At 52.2% G+C, this 14844-nt stretch carries 18 protein-coding genes; 12 read left to right on the forward strand and 6 right to left on the reverse strand.

Features of this window, described 5'->3' with window-relative positions; genetic code table 11:
* The first annotated feature begins 7 nt into the window (after window positions 1-7).
* Entirely contained in the window at window positions 8-1186 is a 1179-nt protein-coding gene (fadA, locus tag ACQKE4_RS09035; RefSeq protein ID WP_427387948.1) for an acetyl-CoA C-acyltransferase FadA, read from the forward strand.
* A 122-nt stretch (window positions 1187-1308) separates the two neighbouring features.
* Here fadA and ACQKE4_RS09040 read toward each other — a convergent pair whose 3' ends face one another.
* On the reverse strand, window positions 1309-1785 hold the full coding sequence (locus ACQKE4_RS09040; protein ID WP_427387950.1) for a flavodoxin family protein: 477 nt from the start codon (window positions 1783-1785) through the stop codon (window positions 1309-1311).
* A 93-nt stretch (window positions 1786-1878) separates the two neighbouring features.
* Between ACQKE4_RS09040 and ACQKE4_RS09045 the strand changes: the two genes are divergently transcribed.
* From ACQKE4_RS09045 to ACQKE4_RS09060, 4 genes are all read left to right on the forward strand, one after another.
* Window positions 1879-2253, forward strand: coding sequence for a thiol-disulfide oxidoreductase DCC family protein (locus ACQKE4_RS09045; protein ID WP_427387952.1), 375 nt, complete (start codon window positions 1879-1881; stop codon window positions 2251-2253).
* 23 nt (window positions 2254-2276) lie between these two features.
* Window positions 2277-2840, forward strand: coding sequence for a hypothetical protein (locus ACQKE4_RS09050; protein WP_427387954.1), 564 nt, complete (start codon window positions 2277-2279; stop codon window positions 2838-2840).
* Between the two features lie 101 nt (window positions 2841-2941).
* Window positions 2942-3418: a YbhB/YbcL family Raf kinase inhibitor-like protein gene (locus tag ACQKE4_RS09055; RefSeq protein WP_427387956.1), complete on the forward strand. Its 477-nt coding sequence runs from the start codon at window positions 2942-2944 to the stop codon at window positions 3416-3418.
* A gap of 115 nt (window positions 3419-3533) precedes the next feature.
* On the forward strand, window positions 3534-3875 hold the full coding sequence (locus ACQKE4_RS09060; protein ID WP_427387958.1) for a zinc ribbon domain-containing protein YjdM: 342 nt from the start codon (window positions 3534-3536) through the stop codon (window positions 3873-3875).
* Window positions 3876-3946: 71 nt separating this feature from the next.
* Here the strand turns inward: ACQKE4_RS09060 and ACQKE4_RS09065 are convergent, their stop codons facing one another.
* A complete protein-coding gene (locus tag ACQKE4_RS09065) occupies window positions 3947-4150 on the reverse strand; it encodes a putative motility protein (protein ID WP_427387960.1) in 204 nt (67 codons plus the stop codon).
* 319 nt (window positions 4151-4469) lie between these two features.
* Here ACQKE4_RS09065 and ACQKE4_RS09070 point away from each other — a divergent pair, with 319 nt between their 5' ends.
* From ACQKE4_RS09070 to ACQKE4_RS09100, 7 genes are all read left to right on the forward strand, one after another.
* Window positions 4470-4934: an SUF system Fe-S cluster assembly regulator gene (locus tag ACQKE4_RS09070; protein WP_290834160.1), complete on the forward strand. Its 465-nt coding sequence runs from the start codon at window positions 4470-4472 to the stop codon at window positions 4932-4934.
* Window positions 4935-5013: 79 nt separating this feature from the next.
* Entirely contained in the window at window positions 5014-6456 is a 1443-nt protein-coding gene (gene sufB / locus ACQKE4_RS09075) for a Fe-S cluster assembly protein SufB (protein ID WP_427387962.1), read from the forward strand.
* 72 nt (window positions 6457-6528) lie between these two features.
* Window positions 6529-7278, forward strand: a complete 750-nt coding sequence (gene sufC, locus ACQKE4_RS09080) for a Fe-S cluster assembly ATPase SufC (protein WP_427387963.1) — start codon at window positions 6529-6531, stop codon at window positions 7276-7278.
* Window positions 7275-8615: a Fe-S cluster assembly protein SufD gene (gene sufD / locus ACQKE4_RS09085; RefSeq protein WP_427387965.1), complete on the forward strand. Its 1341-nt coding sequence runs from the start codon at window positions 7275-7277 to the stop codon at window positions 8613-8615. The genes sufC and sufD overlap by 4 nt, the downstream gene beginning before the upstream one ends.
* Before the next feature lie 38 nt (window positions 8616-8653).
* Entirely contained in the window at window positions 8654-9919 is a 1266-nt protein-coding gene (locus ACQKE4_RS09090) for a SufS family cysteine desulfurase (RefSeq protein ID WP_427387967.1), read from the forward strand.
* A 106-nt stretch (window positions 9920-10025) separates the two neighbouring features.
* Entirely contained in the window at window positions 10026-10595 is a 570-nt protein-coding gene (gene sufT, locus ACQKE4_RS09095; RefSeq protein WP_427387968.1) for a putative Fe-S cluster assembly protein SufT, read from the forward strand.
* Window positions 10596-10756: 161 nt separating this feature from the next.
* Window positions 10757-11515 (forward strand): SanA/YdcF family protein, encoded by a 759-nt coding sequence (locus tag ACQKE4_RS09100; protein ID WP_427387970.1) that lies wholly within the window; start codon window positions 10757-10759, stop codon window positions 11513-11515.
* A 52-nt stretch (window positions 11516-11567) separates the two neighbouring features.
* Here ACQKE4_RS09100 and ACQKE4_RS09105 read toward each other — a convergent pair whose 3' ends face one another.
* The 4 genes from ACQKE4_RS09105 to ACQKE4_RS09120 all read right to left on the reverse strand — a co-directional run bounded on the left by ACQKE4_RS09105 (window position 11568) and on the right by ACQKE4_RS09120 (window position 14566).
* On the reverse strand, window positions 11568-12014 hold the full coding sequence (locus tag ACQKE4_RS09105; protein WP_427387971.1) for a hypothetical protein: 447 nt from the start codon (window positions 12012-12014) through the stop codon (window positions 11568-11570).
* Window positions 12015-12102: 88 nt separating this feature from the next.
* The gene (gene rimK, locus ACQKE4_RS09110; RefSeq protein ID WP_427387972.1) at window positions 12103-13011 is read right to left on the reverse strand and encodes a 30S ribosomal protein S6--L-glutamate ligase; all 909 of its coding nucleotides are present in this window, start codon (window positions 13009-13011) and stop codon (window positions 12103-12105) included.
* 40 nt (window positions 13012-13051) lie between these two features.
* Window positions 13052-13492, reverse strand: a complete 441-nt coding sequence (locus tag ACQKE4_RS09115) for an ATP-dependent zinc protease family protein (RefSeq protein WP_290834147.1) — start codon at window positions 13490-13492, stop codon at window positions 13052-13054.
* Between the two features lie 36 nt (window positions 13493-13528).
* Window positions 13529-14566 (reverse strand): DUF3549 family protein, encoded by a 1038-nt coding sequence (locus tag ACQKE4_RS09120; protein ID WP_427387974.1) that lies wholly within the window; start codon window positions 14564-14566, stop codon window positions 13529-13531.
* Between the last annotated feature and the right edge of the window lie 278 nt (window positions 14567-14844).

Here is a 14844-nt window from a genome sequence, read left to right on the forward strand (position 1 = left end):
ATAAAAGATGAGTTTGAATCCGAGAGATATTGTGGTGGTTGACGGTGTCCGTACCGCCATGGCGAAAGCTAAAAATGGTGCTTTCCGCAATGTTCGCGCAGAGAATCTCTCTGCGGCGGCGATGCAGGCGCTATTTGCCCGTAATCCCAATTTAGACCCTTCAGAAGTAGACGATATCATCTGGGGCTGTGTGAACCAGACGTTAGAGCAGTCGATGAACATTGCTCGCAACGCGGCGATTATGACCGGTATCCCCCGCTCGGTGCCTGCACAAACCGTTAACCGTTTGTGTGGCTCTTCAATGACGGCACTGCACATTGCCGCCGCCAATATTAAGGCGGGTATGGGCGATTTCTATATCATCGGCGGCGTTGAGCACATGGAACACGTGCCCATGGCTCATGGCGTTGATGTTAACCCGGCGGCCAGTAAGTATGCGGCTAAAGCAGCCATGATGATGGGCCTGACTGCCGAGCTGTTGGGCAAGATGCACGGCGTTTCCCGGGAAGAGCAGGACAAGTTTGGCGTGCGATCCCATCAGCGCGCCCAGGCAGCAATGGAGAAGGGCTACTTCGATAACGAAATTATCGGTGTTGAAGGTCACGATCAGCGCGGCTTCAGGGTTATGGTGAAGCGCGATGAAGTTATTCGCCCAGACTCTACCTTAGAGTCCATGGCGAGCCTCAAACCTGTATTTGATCCTCGCAACGGCACCGTGACGGCGGGAACGTCCTCAGCGCTTTCTGTGGGCGCTTCAGCCATGGCTGTGATGAGCTATGAGCGTGCTCAAGCGTTGGGCTTAGCGCCAATCGCAAGAGTGCTATCAACCGGTGTGGCAGGCTGTGACGCTTCCATCATGGGCTATGGCCCAGTGCCTGCGTCTAAAAAAGCGCTTAAAGCCGCTGGCCTATCCGCTGCTGATATTCAAACCGTTGAGCTCAACGAAGCCTTTGCTGCGCAGGGGATTCCGGTACTGAAAGATCTCGGTTTTCTGGATGCAATGGACGACAAAGTTAACCTGAACGGCGGCGCGATTGCGCTGGGGCATCCGTTAGGCTGTTCTGGCTCGCGTATCTGCACCACGCTGCTAAACGTTATGCAGCAGCGCGATACCACCCTCGGTTTAGCGACGATGTGTATTGGTATGGGGCAGGGTGTTGCGACGGTGTTTGAACGGCTGAAATAACCACCTCGCGCTTAATATTTAACTCAGCACTAGAAAACGGCACCTCGCGAGCGCAAGGTGCCGTTTCTCAATAGCGCTACTGGTACGAAATGATTTCTTACAGTAAGGCTGGCTAAGTAGCGTTATACAACCCCAGTTTCAATACTAAATGCCATGGTCATGCTAAGTTCTTCTACCTGGTTGGCAAACTCAGACTGCCAGTCGCCACGCAAAATAAGGGGTGCCTGAACCCAGCGCCAGCGCAACCCTTTAATGATGGTTTCCACCGCACGCTGAGTGCCTGTGCCATCATGGCCTGCACGAATATAGAGTGCGCAGGGCAAGCCCTGTTTCATGTCTAAAACGGGATAATAGCAGCGGTCAAAAAAGTCTTTGAGTGCGCCACTCATATAGCCTAGGTTTTCCGTGGTGCCGAGTAGTAGGGCATCACATGCAAGCACGTCCTCGGGGCCCGCTTCTAAAGGGGGTTTTACTACGCAATCCACAAACTCAAGGTCAGGGTGGCAGGCGCCCCTGTAGGCTGCATCCCGAAGAAGCTGGGTGTTTTCTGAAGGTGCATGGGCAATAATTAACAGCTGTTTACGGGGTTCAGAATTCATAGCAAAGGCCACGGCGTTAAGCATGAAGCTAAATGTTTGCGACAAGTGCTGAAAATGCCACACTGGTTAGGTAATGTTGTTTAGAGAGCCTATATGCCGAGTACAATCCCCATCAATGTGTTTTACGATGCGCAGTGTCCGCTTTGTCGTAAAGAGCGGCGCCGATATGAGCGTTGGGCAGGTAAACGCTCAACTGATATCGCTTGGCTTGATGTGAGTGAACATCAACAAACCCTGCGGGAAAAGGGCGTTGATCCGGCAATGGCGCTGCGTTCTCTCCATGTCGAAGTTGCACAAGGCCAGTTGATAGAAGGCATTGATGCCTACCGCTTGTTAATGGCGCGTATTCCATTATTAATGCCGGTTGCCTGGATAATTGGCCTGCCGGGGATTAAATCAGGGTTACGGGCACTTTATGATAGTTGGGTTAAACGCCGCCTGCAGAAACAGGGCCGGTGGCCCACTTAAGGTCTAGCATAGGAAGCCTGACAATGCAGCGAAGTGTGGTAAGTATTTGGGCGGTATGTATAGGAAGTTTACTGTTGGCGGGCTGTGCCGGCGGGCAACGCCCTGCACCAACGCCGAGTCAAGCGATGCCTGAAGCGCCGGTAACCACTGCGCAGCCCACGCCAAGTATGGCTACTGCAAATACAGTACCTGTCACCGGTATGGCGAGCGATTGGGTGCCGCCGCTGTTTATCAGCCCGGAGGAAGAGGCGGCTTACTACGTTAGCCGTTTAGCAGATCGGCGCTTTATTTCAAGCTATGGCGATAGCTACAACCGCCGCCCTTGGTACATTGCCGCAGAACGATTAGGTGAGATCGGCCTTCCTGCCGTTCCGCTGTTATTTTCACGCTTAGAGACGACCGATGAGTATGAGCAAATGCTGGTGCTCTATGCGCTGCAGTTGGCCACCCAAGACCCGCAGCTAATGGTCAGAACACGTGGTGAGTATATACAGTTAGGCGTTGTGCTTGATCCGGCACATAACGCTGAAAATGCTGCAACTGCCCGGGAGTGGTGGCAACAGCACGCAACGCAGCTTAGCCTTTGAAGTGCTAACGTATGAAATACTCAGCCTATGAACGGCGAAGTTCTTCAAAGGCTGAATGTTAGACATAACTCACCAGCAATAAAATAATTCAGGAGAGATATATGGCGTTTGCACTTTCTAACATGCAGGTAACAAGCCCGGCGTTTGCTAATCATCAGGCAATTCCAGCCAAATATACAGGTGAAGCGGAAGATGTTTCCCCAGCGTTGGCTTGGCAGGGCGCGCCCGAAGGTACCAAGGGCTATGCCGTCATCTGTCACGACCCAGATGCCCCACTGGTTAAAGAAGGCAGCTATGGTTTTGTCCACTGGGTGCTTTACAACTTGCCTGGCGAGCTTGAGGAGTTAACCGAAAAGACCGCTATAGGCACGGTAGGCGTGAATGATAAAGGCGATAGCGGCTATTGTGGCCCGATGCCACCAGAAGGGCATGGTCTGCATCTTTACTATTTCTGGGTGCTGGCGCTGGACCATCAAACATCATTGCCAGAAGGGTTAACGCTGACTGAGTTACTCAAAGAGGTTGAGCCACATCTGCTAGGCATGAACCGCTTAGTGGGCACATATCAGCGCGGCTGACATATCATCGGATAGAGAGCGCTCGCTGGACATTCTGCGTAACCTGTGTAGGCTCCATCGCTTTCTTAGCCCTAATATTAGCCCTTTAGCTAAGCCTAGTGATGGAGCCTTTCTGATGAGTGATCTTCCTAACTGTCCCGCCTGTGCCTCTGAATTTAGCTACGATGATGGGCTTCAATACGTATGCCCTGAGTGTGGTCACGAGTGGTCTAAAGTAGCAGAAGAGGAGAGCGCTAATGATAGTGCAGGCGTCCGAGATGCTAACGGCAATATGTTGGTCGACGGCGACAGTGTCACGGTCATCAAAGATTTGAAGGTGAAAGGCAGCTCTCTGGTCGTTAAAGTGGGCACCAAAGTAAAAAGCATTCGCTTGGTAGATGGCGACCACGATATTGACTGCAAAATTGACGGTATTGGTCCGATGAAGCTTAAATCAGAATTTGTTAAAAAAGCCTAAGCAATTACCACGAACCAAAAAAATAGCCTCCTGTTGCCAGGAGGCTATTTGCTTTGCACGCTCTACTCTAACTAAGCGGAGGTGTTAATCAGCGTTCCAACACTTCCGCTGGTTGCTAGCTGCGGCTCCAGAGAAATAGTTTCCATTAGTGCCGCAACCTGTGCTGCTTGCCCGTCTAACGCATCTTTAAATACAGTCAGTTGGGCCTGTTGAGCCACTTGCGCCTGTTGCATTGCCAGTGATGCGCTCACTATGTTGTTTACTGCTGAATCCATGGCCAGCCTCCTTAAATACCGCGATGCCTAATGTAGTAACTGCATCAAATTCCTCCAGTACGCTATCAGGCGCTGCCTGTCAATGCAAAGTAATTATTACAGAGGAAATGCGAAGGGGAGGCGTCGATAATAGCTTTTTTAAATGATAATGATTGTTGTTTTTGATGCGATTAGCGCCGAACGTGCTGTTATTTTGCATAAATTATTAACCATTTGGCTCTAGGGCTTCACATCAAATTTATACAGGACTAAAATGGTACTCAATTAACGTGGCGTCAGCTTGATTAGCTGCGTACTGGGTACTTAAAGGGGAGTCGACATGCTTAAGCTTTCTCGGCTGACAGACTATGCCGCTGTGGTGATGGCGCAAATTGCCCGCCATTCACAGGCATCGCATGCAGCGGCAGAGTTGGCTGAGGCCGTTCAGTTGCCACACCCCACTGTGAGTAAGACACTAAAGATGTTGGCACGCGCTGGTCTATTAGTTTCCCAACGCGGTGCTCAAGGCGGTTATCGCTTAGCGCGTCCAGCATCACAAATTACTGCCGCCGACATTATCGCGGCAATTGAGGGGCCCGTTGCTATGACCGAGTGCAGCCAAGCGGAGGGCGATTGTGAACTTGTCGCCACGTGTGGTGTGGCTGACAACTGGCAACGGGTTTCACTGGCAATGCGCACACTGCTCGAGAGCGTGACGTTAGCGCATTTAGCCGATACAGCGCCGATTAAGCTGCCGGTGCAATTGCCTATTCAAACGATCAGCCTGTCGGCGGCGTCGGCCTAAGGGCGGCGCAAGTACAGCAGGCCTTATTTATTATTAAAGGCGATGACCTCGCCACCCCAACTGCCCGGAGGGTATCACCATGGCAAGCGAAGAAATGGAACAGTTGGTTCGTCGCGAATACAAAGATGGATTTGTAACGGATATCGAAAGCGACACCCTGCCACCTGGCCTGGATGAAAACACCATCGCCTTTATTTCCAATAAGAAAGGCGAGCCGGAGTGGATGCTGGAGTGGCGTCTGGATGCCTATCGGCAGTGGCTGAAGATGGAAGCGCCTTCCTGGGCGCATCTTGATTATCCACCGATTGATTACCAGTCGATCTCCTATTTCAGTGCGCCGAAACGCCCGGAAGACGGCCCTCAGAGCCTGGATGACGTTGATCCCAAACTGCTGGAAACCTATGAGAAGCTGGGCATTCCGTTGCATGAACGCGCTGCATTGGCAGGGGTTGCAGTAGATGCAGTATTTGACTCGGTATCGGTAGCGACCACGTTTAAGAAGCAGCTTGGTGAAGCGGGCGTTATCTTCTGCTCCATCTCTGAAGCTATTCGTGACTACCCAGAATTGATTAAGCAGTATCTAGGCACCGTGGTTCCTGTGGCGGACAACTACTTTGCCGCACTGAACTCCGCCGTATTCACTGATGGCTCCTTCGTGTTTGTTCCAGAAGGCGTTACTTGCCCAATGGAGTTGTCTACTTACTTCCGCATTAACGCGGCCAACACTGGCCAGTTTGAGCGTACGCTGATTATTTGCGAAAGCCGTGCCCAGGTCTCTTATCTGGAAGGCTGTACCGCCCCAATGCGCGATGAAAACCAGCTTCACGCCGCGGTAGTGGAGCTTGTCGCTCTAGATGATGCCTATATCAAATACTCCACCGTGCAGAACTGGTACCCCGGTGATGAGAACGGTGTTGGCGGCATCTATAACTTTGTGACTAAGCGCGGCGATTGCCGTGGTGATCGCTCACGGATTAGCTGGACCCAAGTAGAAACCGGCTCTGCGATCACCTGGAAATATCCTTCCTGCGTGCTGCGTGGCAAAGACAGTATCGGCGAGTTTTACTCTGTTGCCGTAACAAATGGGCGTCAGCAGGCCGACACCGGCACCAAGATGATTCACATTGGTGAAGGGACTCGTTCCTATATCGTGGCAAAAGGCATCTCAGCAGGCAGAAGTGATCAGTCCTATCGTGGCCTAGTAAAAATCGGTCCGCGTGCCAAAGGGGCGCGTAATTTTACGCAGTGTGACTCCTTGCTGATTGGCGATAAGTGCGGTGCACATACCTTCCCTTATCAGGAAATTGGCAACAGCACGGCGACCATTGAGCACGAAGCGACCACCTCTAAAATTGGTGAAGATCAGCTGTTCTACTGCCAGAGCCGCGGTATCTCGGAAGAAGATGCGGTTAGCATGATCGTCAACGGCTTCTGTAAAGACGTTTTCCAGGAGCTGCCGATGGAATTCGCCGTAGAGGCTGAAGCGCTTCTTAACGTCACCCTAGAAGGCGCGGTGGGTTAATCGTTAGTTGCTACTTCATTTAATTATATTAGTGTCGCCGTGGCGACTCGCCAGAATCAGAAGGTATTCAATATGTTGCAAGTGAATGATTTACACGTCACCGTCGAAGGTAATGAAATTCTTAAAGGCCTCACCCTGACGATTAACGCGGGTGAAGTGCACGCCATTATGGGGCCAAACGGCGCGGGTAAATCGACGCTATCGGCGGTGATCGCCGGTAAAGATGGCTACGAAGTTACCCAAGGTACGATTACCTTTGAAGGTAAAGACGTCCTTGAGATGGAAATTGAAGAGCGCGCCCAGGCCGGTTTGCTGTTGGGGTTCCAGTATCCGGTCGAGATTCCAGGGGTTAAAAACATCTACCTGCTGAAGTCTGCGCTCAATGCCCAGCGCGTAGCGCGTGGCGAAGGAGAAATGCCAGCGCCGGAGTTTATGAAGCTGGTGAAAGAGAAGCTTGGTTACATGAAAATGGACGCCAGCTTCCTGCAGCGTGCCGTTAACGAAGGCTTCTCTGGCGGTGAGAAAAAACGCAACGAGATCCTGCAAATGCTGGTGCTCCAGCCGAAGCTTGCCATGCTGGATGAGATCGATTCAGGCTTAGACATCGATGCCATGAAAGTAGTGGCTGACGGCGTTAACAGCCTACGTGCTGAAGACCGCGCTATCTTGCTGGTTACCCACTACCAGCGCCTGCTCGACTATATTATTCCAGACAAAGTTCACGTACTGGTTGATGGTCGCATTGTTAAAACCGGCGACGCTGAACTGGCTAAACAACTTGAGGCCAATGGCTACGAAGGCATTGAGGAGTCTGCGGCATGAGCGATACGCAAACCTTTTTAGACACATTGAAGGCGCGCAGCCAGCGGTACAAGGCTGAACCTACGTGGGTTGCTGCTCGTCGTCAGGCGGGCGCTGCTCGCTTTGAAGCGCTGGGTTTCCCCACCCGGCGCGACGAAGAGTGGAAGTACACTGACGTGCGCTCCATTGCTCAAGGCAACTTTGCGCTAGCCGATGACGCCGACTTCTCACCGGCCAGTGCTGCTGCGTTGACGCTGCCTATTGATGCATACCGCCTGACCTTTGTGGATGGTGTTTTCTCTTCAGCATTGTCAGATGTGGACGTGCTCCCATCAAGCGTTCAAGTGTTGCCGCTTTCCAAGGCATTGGTAGACAACCATGAAGCCGTAGGTGGCCCTCTGGGTCGGTTAACCGGTGTCGATTTTTCGCCATTCTCTGCGCTTAACACTGCCTTTATGGAAGAGGGCGCCGTCGTACGTATCGCGCCTAGTACAGTGGTTGAAAAGCCTATCCTGCTGCAGTTTTTGTCCCGCGCAGGTAAGCCAGTAATGAGCCATCCGCGTGTATTGGTGGAAGCTGGTGGGCGCAGCGAAGCGACCTTGATCGAGCACTACACCGGTGAAAGCGAAGCGACTAACTTCACCAACGTGGTTGGCGAACTGATGCTCGACCGTGGGGCGATTCTTGCTCACTACAAGCTCCAAGAAGCACCGTTGGGCGACATGCACGTGGCGAGCATTCATGTGGAGCAGGGTCGCGATACCCGCTATACCTCTTACAATCTGAGCTTGGGCGGCGCCTTGGTGCGTAACGACTTGATCAGTGACTTAAATGGCCAGGGGGCTGAGACCAATTTCTACGGTCTGTTCTTCGGTCAGGGTCGCCAGCACGTCGATAACCACACCAAGGTGAACCACAATGCGCCGCTGACGTTCTCTAATGAGAACTATAAGGGCATTTTGGATGACCGTGCCCATGGTGTGTTTAACGGCAAGGTATATGTGAAGCGCGATAGTCAGAAGATTGAAGGCTTTCAAAGCAATCAAAACCTGCTGCTTTCGGATCGCGCCCACATTGATGCCAAGCCTGAGCTTGAAATCTATGCCGATGACGTTAAGTGCTCGCACGGCACCACGACAGGTCAGTTGGATGAAGAGGCGATTTATGCGCTGCGCACCCGTGGCATCGATGAAGCAACCGCACGTGGCCTACTGACGCTCGCCTTTGCCGGTGAAGTGCTGGATAAAGTCACCTTGGATGCGATTGCCGAACGCGTTGAGCTAGCGGTCGCGGGTAAGCTGCCGGAGCGGTTTAATCTTGCTGGACTTGTTGAAGCTGCCGTCGCACTCAACGACTAGCAACCACCAGCTCTCAAGGGCTATACCAGGAGTGATTGATGCCACACACCGTTATTGAGTCGACGCCCACACGTGCGCAAGCAACCTTTGATGTCGCTAAGCTACGTCAGGACTTCCCGATTTTATCCCGTGAAGTGCATAGCAAGCCGCTAATTTATTTGGATAATGCAGCGACTAGCCAAACGCCTCAGCAGGTGATTGATGTGTTTAGCGAGTACTATTCCCGCTATAACGCTAATATTCACCGTGGGCTGCATACCCTTGCCGATGAGGCGACGGCAGCGTTTGAAGGCACGCGTCATAAAGTTCGGACGTTTCTCAACGCGGAAGACGTGCGCCAGATCATCTTCACTCGTGGCACCACAGAAGCGATTAACTTGGTCGCTCAGAGCTGGGGGCGTAAAAACCTTGCCCCCGGCGATGAAGTGCTGATTTCCATGCTGGAGCATCACTCCAATATTGTGCCCTGGCAACTGCTGGCCGCTGAAATCGGTTTTACCATCAAGGTCATTCCGGTAGAGGACAATGGCGCGCTGGATATGGCTGCTTATCGTACTTTACTTAGTGAGCGCACCAAGCTTGTGGCGGTGAACCATGTCTCTAATGCGTTCGGGACCATTAACCCGGTTCAAGAGATGGCTGCACTTGCTCATCAGCATGGCGCGTTGATTCTGATTGATGGCGCCCAGGCGGCACCCCATCAAGTCGTCGATGTGCAGGCTATCGATGCCGACTTCTATGCCTTCTCGGGCCATAAAGTGTATGGCCCCACTGGTGTAGGGGTGCTCTACGGCAAGCAAGCGTTGTTGGAAGCAATGCCCCCATGGCAAGGCGGCGGCGAGATGATTAAAGCCGTCTCCTTTGATATGGGCACTTCTTTCGCCGCTATCCCTCACAAGTTTGAAGCTGGCACACCCGCCATTGCCGAAGTGATCGCCCTTGGCCGAGCGCTGGAGTGGGTTGAAAGTGTTGGAATCAATGCTATTGGTGCATGGGAAGCCCAACTGCTCGACCACGCTACGCAGGCGGTAGGGCGTATTGATGGGCTACGCATTCTTGGTACCGCGCCGCAAAAAGCCGGCGTACTTTCGTTTGTTGTGGAAGGGGCGCACTCCCAGGATATCGGCCTGCTGATCGATCAGCTCGGTGTCGCTATTCGTACCGGGCATCACTGTGCTCAGCCGCTACTTGCCCATTTTGGTGTGGATGCTACGTGCCGTGCTTCGTTTGCGGCGTATAATACCCTCGAAGAAGTGGATCGCTTTATTGAAGCATTGCAACGTGTCATTGGCATGGTGCGTTAAGGCCGGTTCTTTAAGCATAGTTCTTTGAAGATAGCTCTTTGAAGATAGTTCTTTGAAGATAGCTCTTTGAAGATAGTTCTTTAAAGATAGTGATTTAAGGACAGTTATGGATCTTGAGCAAGTCGCTAGTCTCGAACGAGGCCAACAGTTGCCGCTCCAGCGCGATGTAGAGGCTATTGCCATTCCGTTTGGTAGCACGCAAACGTTGGCTGAAGATAGCGTTGTCAGCGTGATGCAAGCGAAAGGTAGCTCGGTGAGTGTTGGTTTTGAGGGGCGTCTCTTCTTAATTGAGGGGAGTAACTTGGATGCCCTGGGCCTAGAAGCCTTACCTCGTCCTACGCTTCCAGAAACGGCGTCAGAAGAGGAGATAGAGCAATTTGTGTGGGATCAATTACGCACCTGTTTTGACCCGGAGATTCCCGTCAATATCGTTGACCTGGGGCTGGTCTACGGCTGCCGTATTGAGCGTCTTATCAGTGGCGAGCGAATTGCCACTATTCGCATGACGCTGACAGCACCCGGATGCGGAATGGGCGATGTCATTGCAGCGGATGCGCGAAATAAGATTCTGGGCGCGCCGCAGATCAGTAAAGTACACACCGAAATTGTCTTCAGTCCCCCCTGGAGCCGTGACATGATGAGTGACGAGGCCAAGCTCGAACTTGGTATGTTTTAGGCTTTTTATGAAAAGTCGGCGAGCGAAGACTAGACAAGGCAAAAATCAACGCAAAAGCGGAGTTTACGGGTTGTAAATGAGCATTTTGAGGCGATTTTTAACGCTGTATTGTCGAGCGCAGGCAGTTTTCGTACAAAGCCTAACCCCGGCTGGGGAGCTGGATGCATAACTTTTTATTACTATGGGTAAAGCGTTTATTAATGTCGCTAGGAGCATTATTGCTGCTGGCGACATTGCTGTTTATAGCAGGCAATTTATGGGTGCTGGCCACGACGGCTGCTTACATTGAACAGGAGCCTCAACAGTGCCGCCCTGATGAGATAGGTATTGTCTTCGGCACGTCTCACTGGACGCGCAGCGGCGTGCGTAACCCTCATTTCCATGCACGTATGCGTACCGCTGCCACATTGGTCAAGAAGGCCCAAGTACAGCATTTACTGCTTTCAGGGGATAACCGTACCCAGGCGTATAATGAGCCAAGGGCGATGTGGCGTGAGCTTTATCGGCGGGGTGTGGCACCAGAACAGTTAACGATGGATTTTGCAGGCTTTAGTACCTACGACACGCTGGCACGTGCTCGGGATGTTTTTCAATTGGATCAAGCTCTGCTGATTACCCAAAGCTGGCATCTTCCCCGCGCCGTTTATATAGGTCGAGCGCTAGGGATGGATGTCACAGGCTGTGTTGCGGATGACCAAGCAATAGGCGTTGAGAGGGGACTTAAGCTGCGGGAATGGGCAGCGCGTGTGGCTACCCTAGGCGATCTCTATATCTGGGGGAGAGAGCCTTATTTCCTTGGCGCACCGGAGCCTATTGCGTTGCGACAGCCTGGTGAACGGCAAGACCCTGTTGAGTTGATAGAGGACGTGCCCGTGGATCTGCGTATGCTCTCGCCAGACGATCGCTTCACCAATCCTTAATAATTTAAGTGCCTGGTCTTATCAACGCTCAACCGTTCAGTCTTTCAAAATCTCAGCGATGCGTTTTACTCTTTTGCAGCGCATACAGCTCGCGGATAAGCTTACGGCATCCCTGCATACACTCTTCTACCACCGGTTCGATGGGGTCGGGTAGAGGGTGCGTAAAAAGAGAAGAGAGCGCCTGCATCAACACCCGTTCCTGCTCTAATAGCTCATTGATCAGCACTTGGCTATCGTTGCCGACAAAGCTTTTCAGACGACTCCAAAGCCATAAAAAGTCGTCACGCTCAACGTCTGCATCCCGGGGCAGCATTTTTAAATGCGCGCGCGCGAGCTCCTGCAGCTTACGCATATGCTTAAGCCGAGCGGTATAGTGTGGCTTTAAGGCATCGCGCAGTGAGGGCCGCAGTCGTTCAATATTGTCTTGGAAATAATCAATGCTATCGGCCAGCGCTTCCAATACGCTGTCCATCGCCACTTGGCGATTATCGAGAAACATGAGCGTCTACCTCCTTCGGTGACGCAGATTGTGGGGGTGACAGCGCCGTTTTGCCACCCCCAGAACGGATTATTTTTGCATTCGCGCCTTAGCCTTTAGGCTTGGGTGGCGCTTTACGAACCGGTACCGCATTTTTTTCAATATGTTCAATGATCATGCCAGCGATATCTAGACCGGTGGCACTCTCAATGCCCTGCAGGCCTGGTGAAGAGTTAACCTCCATAATCACTGGGCCATGGTTAGAACGCAGTAGGTCGACACCTGCAACACGCAGCCCCATTGCTTTTGCTGCACGAATGGCCGTGGAGCGTTCCTCCGGGGTAATGCGAATCACACTGGCGGTGCCACCACGGTGCAGGTTCGAGCGGAATTCTCCGTCGGCCGCCTGGCGTTTCATTGAGGCGACTACCTTATCGCCAATCACGAAGCAACGGATATCTGCGCCGCGCGCTTCCTTAATGTATTCCTGCACCATGATATTGGCTTTCATGCCCATAAACGCCTGAATGACCGATTCAGCCGCTTGATTAGTCTCTGCCAACACCACGCCAATGCCCTGCGTTCCCTCAAGCAATTTAATCACCAGCGGGGCGCCTTTCACCATGGTAATTAGGTCAGGGATATCATCTGGAGAGTGGGCAAAGCCAGTGATCGGTAGTCCCAACCCTTTGCGCGAAAGCAACTGCAAAGAGCGCAGCTTGTCCCGTGAGCGGGTAATAGAAACGTTATCATTAATAACGTAAGTACCCATCATTTCAAACTGACGCAGCACCGCACAGCCGTAAAACGTGACCGATGCGCCAATGCGGGGAATCACCGCATCAAAAGGCTCAATCTCTTCACCTTTGTAGTGAATCGAAGGGTGATGAGAAGTAATACTCATGTAGCAGCGCAGTGTGTCTACCACACGTGCGGTATGTCCACGCTGCTCTGCGGCCTCAATTAGGCGACGAGTAGAGTACAAATTGCGATTGCGCGAAAGCAGGGCGATATGCATGTAAGGGGCTCCGAGCCTAGCAAAAGGCGAGTAAAAAAGGTTAAGGCTCACCGTGTAAAAATGCGGCACCGGGTGCAACAAGCAGGCGTCGCATGGCGCGGCGTCCTAAGAGCATCGGATGGCGCATATTACTGCGGTCAGTCAGGGTGAGTTCAACAGGAAAATTTAAATCGCCCATCTGCATAGGGGTACGAATGACATAGCGCCATTCGCTATGTCCGTTAGAGCTGGTTACTCGACGACGATCATGCAAATGTAAATTGTAGCGGTGGGCCGGTGTTGTTGGCCCCGCGCTATGAGTGATAAAGCTTACCCACAGTTGACCATCTTCATCTTCATGTGTCTCTATCTCTTCTGCATGCAGGGCAGATGTGCGCGCGCCAGTGTCCGCTTTACAGCATAGGTGAAGCCTTAGCTCAGGTAACGTCACCATTTCACGTCGGCCAATCACCGCCTTGGCCTGATAGGGTAATTCCTTCACGGCTGACTCCTTGCAAATAAAAGTGACAACATCAGATTAAGCATTTCTCTGTGACATCATCATGGCTAAACGGCGTTGAATAGGGGATTCTTCAGGCGCATCACGTAGCGCCATCATTACCGGTAAGCGTAGTCTGGGAATAAGCGCTAGATCGCGTACTGCGTTGGCAAAGTCGGTACGCTCGTCTTCAGCCAAACGTTGTAGAAAAAGAGGTAGACGGCCACCATCTTCCAGATATTGCCAGCCGCGACCTGCCATTGCGGCCAATATATCTGGCCCGCTGGCGGCAGTGTCATTTAATAAAGCACTGTACCACTCACCAGCCTCGGCCGAATCGGCATTACCCACAGCACGAATGCAGGCGCTCAATGTTTCCACGTCGCCTTGTTGAGCGGCACTTTCACCACGCAGGCGAAGTGCTGACACTAACGTGTCGGAAAATGTCTGGTGCTCTAAACAGTAGCACAATGAATGAATAACAGTGGTGGGTAGCGTGGCCAGCCTAGGCGCTAACGCTTCAGCGTCAGATGGATCCATTCGGATCACATAATCAGCTATACCTTGTAATCCTAGTGCCTGCCAAGCAATGGTTTGTTGGCCGCTAAAGTAAGCTTCAACCGGCTCTAAATGCTGACTAGCAGTAAGGCCCCTGTCATGCGTAGCGCGTGCGTTAAGCATCGCTTGAAAGGTGACATTAGGTGTGAAGGAAAGAGGATTATCCTTCATTAAGTGCTCTACGTCCGCTGTTTCTTTACGGCCAACTTGAGAAACAGTGCGCCCTAATGTTTCCAGCAGTCGATTTAAAAATGCATCACGCTGGGCGGGGGCTAACAGCCCTTGCTCATCTAGGGGCAGGGCTAAGAACCAAATGGCAGGTTCGGGCATGTCGCCCAGACGAAACATAATCGCTAAGCGTGCCTGGCCTTGCCAAGGTTCGGGCCAGGCCATTTCGCCACGCTCAAAGGTGGCCAGTGTTGAGCGCGGGCATGGGGTTACGTGGCGCCCCATATGGTATAGGGAAACCTCTGCACCGCTGCGGGTGAAAAATTCATCAAGAGTTTGAATTGGTTGCATAACATCCTTCCGCGTTACAAGCCTGCACTCTACCTTGCTGATGTGACGCTGTCAGCCGCCGTAGTGGATAAAACACACTGTTTATTACAAAGCCTTAACAACGCTGATGACAATACGGTTAAAAATTAAACAACTGGGTGTAAGCCGCATGAGAGCGAGCGATGCGAGACCTTTCCATAGTTTATCCACAGGCTCGTGCAGGTTTTCTGTGGGTCTATGGATAACCTTAATCCATGGTTGAGCTGTAGCAAGCAGATCGCTGAGTAGGGATAATAGCG

The organism is Halomonas sp. NPDC076908 (assembly GCF_050269715.1).
Lineage (GTDB): Bacteria > Pseudomonadota > Gammaproteobacteria > Pseudomonadales > Halomonadaceae > Vreelandella.

What these genes read in the sequence shown, in the direction of transcription:
- fadA (WP_427387948.1), top strand. Translation starts at nt 8, where the DNA reads ATGAGTTTGAATCCGAGAGATATTGTGGTGGTTGACGGTGTCCGTACC.
- ACQKE4_RS09040 (WP_427387950.1), bottom strand. Translation starts at nt 1,785, where the DNA reads ATGAATTCTGAACCCCGTAAACAGCTGTTAATTATTGCCCATGCACCT.
- ACQKE4_RS09045 (WP_427387952.1), top strand. Translation starts at nt 1,879, where the DNA reads ATGCCGAGTACAATCCCCATCAATGTGTTTTACGATGCGCAGTGTCCG.
- ACQKE4_RS09050 (WP_427387954.1), top strand. Translation starts at nt 2,277, where the DNA reads ATGCAGCGAAGTGTGGTAAGTATTTGGGCGGTATGTATAGGAAGTTTA.
- ACQKE4_RS09055 (WP_427387956.1), top strand. Translation starts at nt 2,942, where the DNA reads ATGGCGTTTGCACTTTCTAACATGCAGGTAACAAGCCCGGCGTTTGCT.
- ACQKE4_RS09060 (WP_427387958.1), top strand. Translation starts at nt 3,534, where the DNA reads ATGAGTGATCTTCCTAACTGTCCCGCCTGTGCCTCTGAATTTAGCTAC.
- ACQKE4_RS09065 (WP_427387960.1), bottom strand. Translation starts at nt 4,150, where the DNA reads ATGGATTCAGCAGTAAACAACATAGTGAGCGCATCACTGGCAATGCAA.
- ACQKE4_RS09070 (WP_290834160.1), top strand. Translation starts at nt 4,470, where the DNA reads ATGCTTAAGCTTTCTCGGCTGACAGACTATGCCGCTGTGGTGATGGCG.
- sufB (WP_427387962.1), top strand. Translation starts at nt 5,014, where the DNA reads ATGGCAAGCGAAGAAATGGAACAGTTGGTTCGTCGCGAATACAAAGAT.
- sufC (WP_427387963.1), top strand. Translation starts at nt 6,529, where the DNA reads ATGTTGCAAGTGAATGATTTACACGTCACCGTCGAAGGTAATGAAATT.
- sufD (WP_427387965.1), top strand. Translation starts at nt 7,275, where the DNA reads ATGAGCGATACGCAAACCTTTTTAGACACATTGAAGGCGCGCAGCCAG.
- ACQKE4_RS09090 (WP_427387967.1), top strand. Translation starts at nt 8,654, where the DNA reads ATGCCACACACCGTTATTGAGTCGACGCCCACACGTGCGCAAGCAACC.
- sufT (WP_427387968.1), top strand. Translation starts at nt 10,026, where the DNA reads ATGGATCTTGAGCAAGTCGCTAGTCTCGAACGAGGCCAACAGTTGCCG.
- ACQKE4_RS09100 (WP_427387970.1), top strand. Translation starts at nt 10,757, where the DNA reads ATGCATAACTTTTTATTACTATGGGTAAAGCGTTTATTAATGTCGCTA.
- ACQKE4_RS09105 (WP_427387971.1), bottom strand. Translation starts at nt 12,014, where the DNA reads ATGTTTCTCGATAATCGCCAAGTGGCGATGGACAGCGTATTGGAAGCG.
- rimK (WP_427387972.1), bottom strand. Translation starts at nt 13,011, where the DNA reads ATGCATATCGCCCTGCTTTCGCGCAATCGCAATTTGTACTCTACTCGT.
- ACQKE4_RS09120 (WP_427387974.1), bottom strand. Translation starts at nt 14,566, where the DNA reads ATGCAACCAATTCAAACTCTTGATGAATTTTTCACCCGCAGCGGTGCA.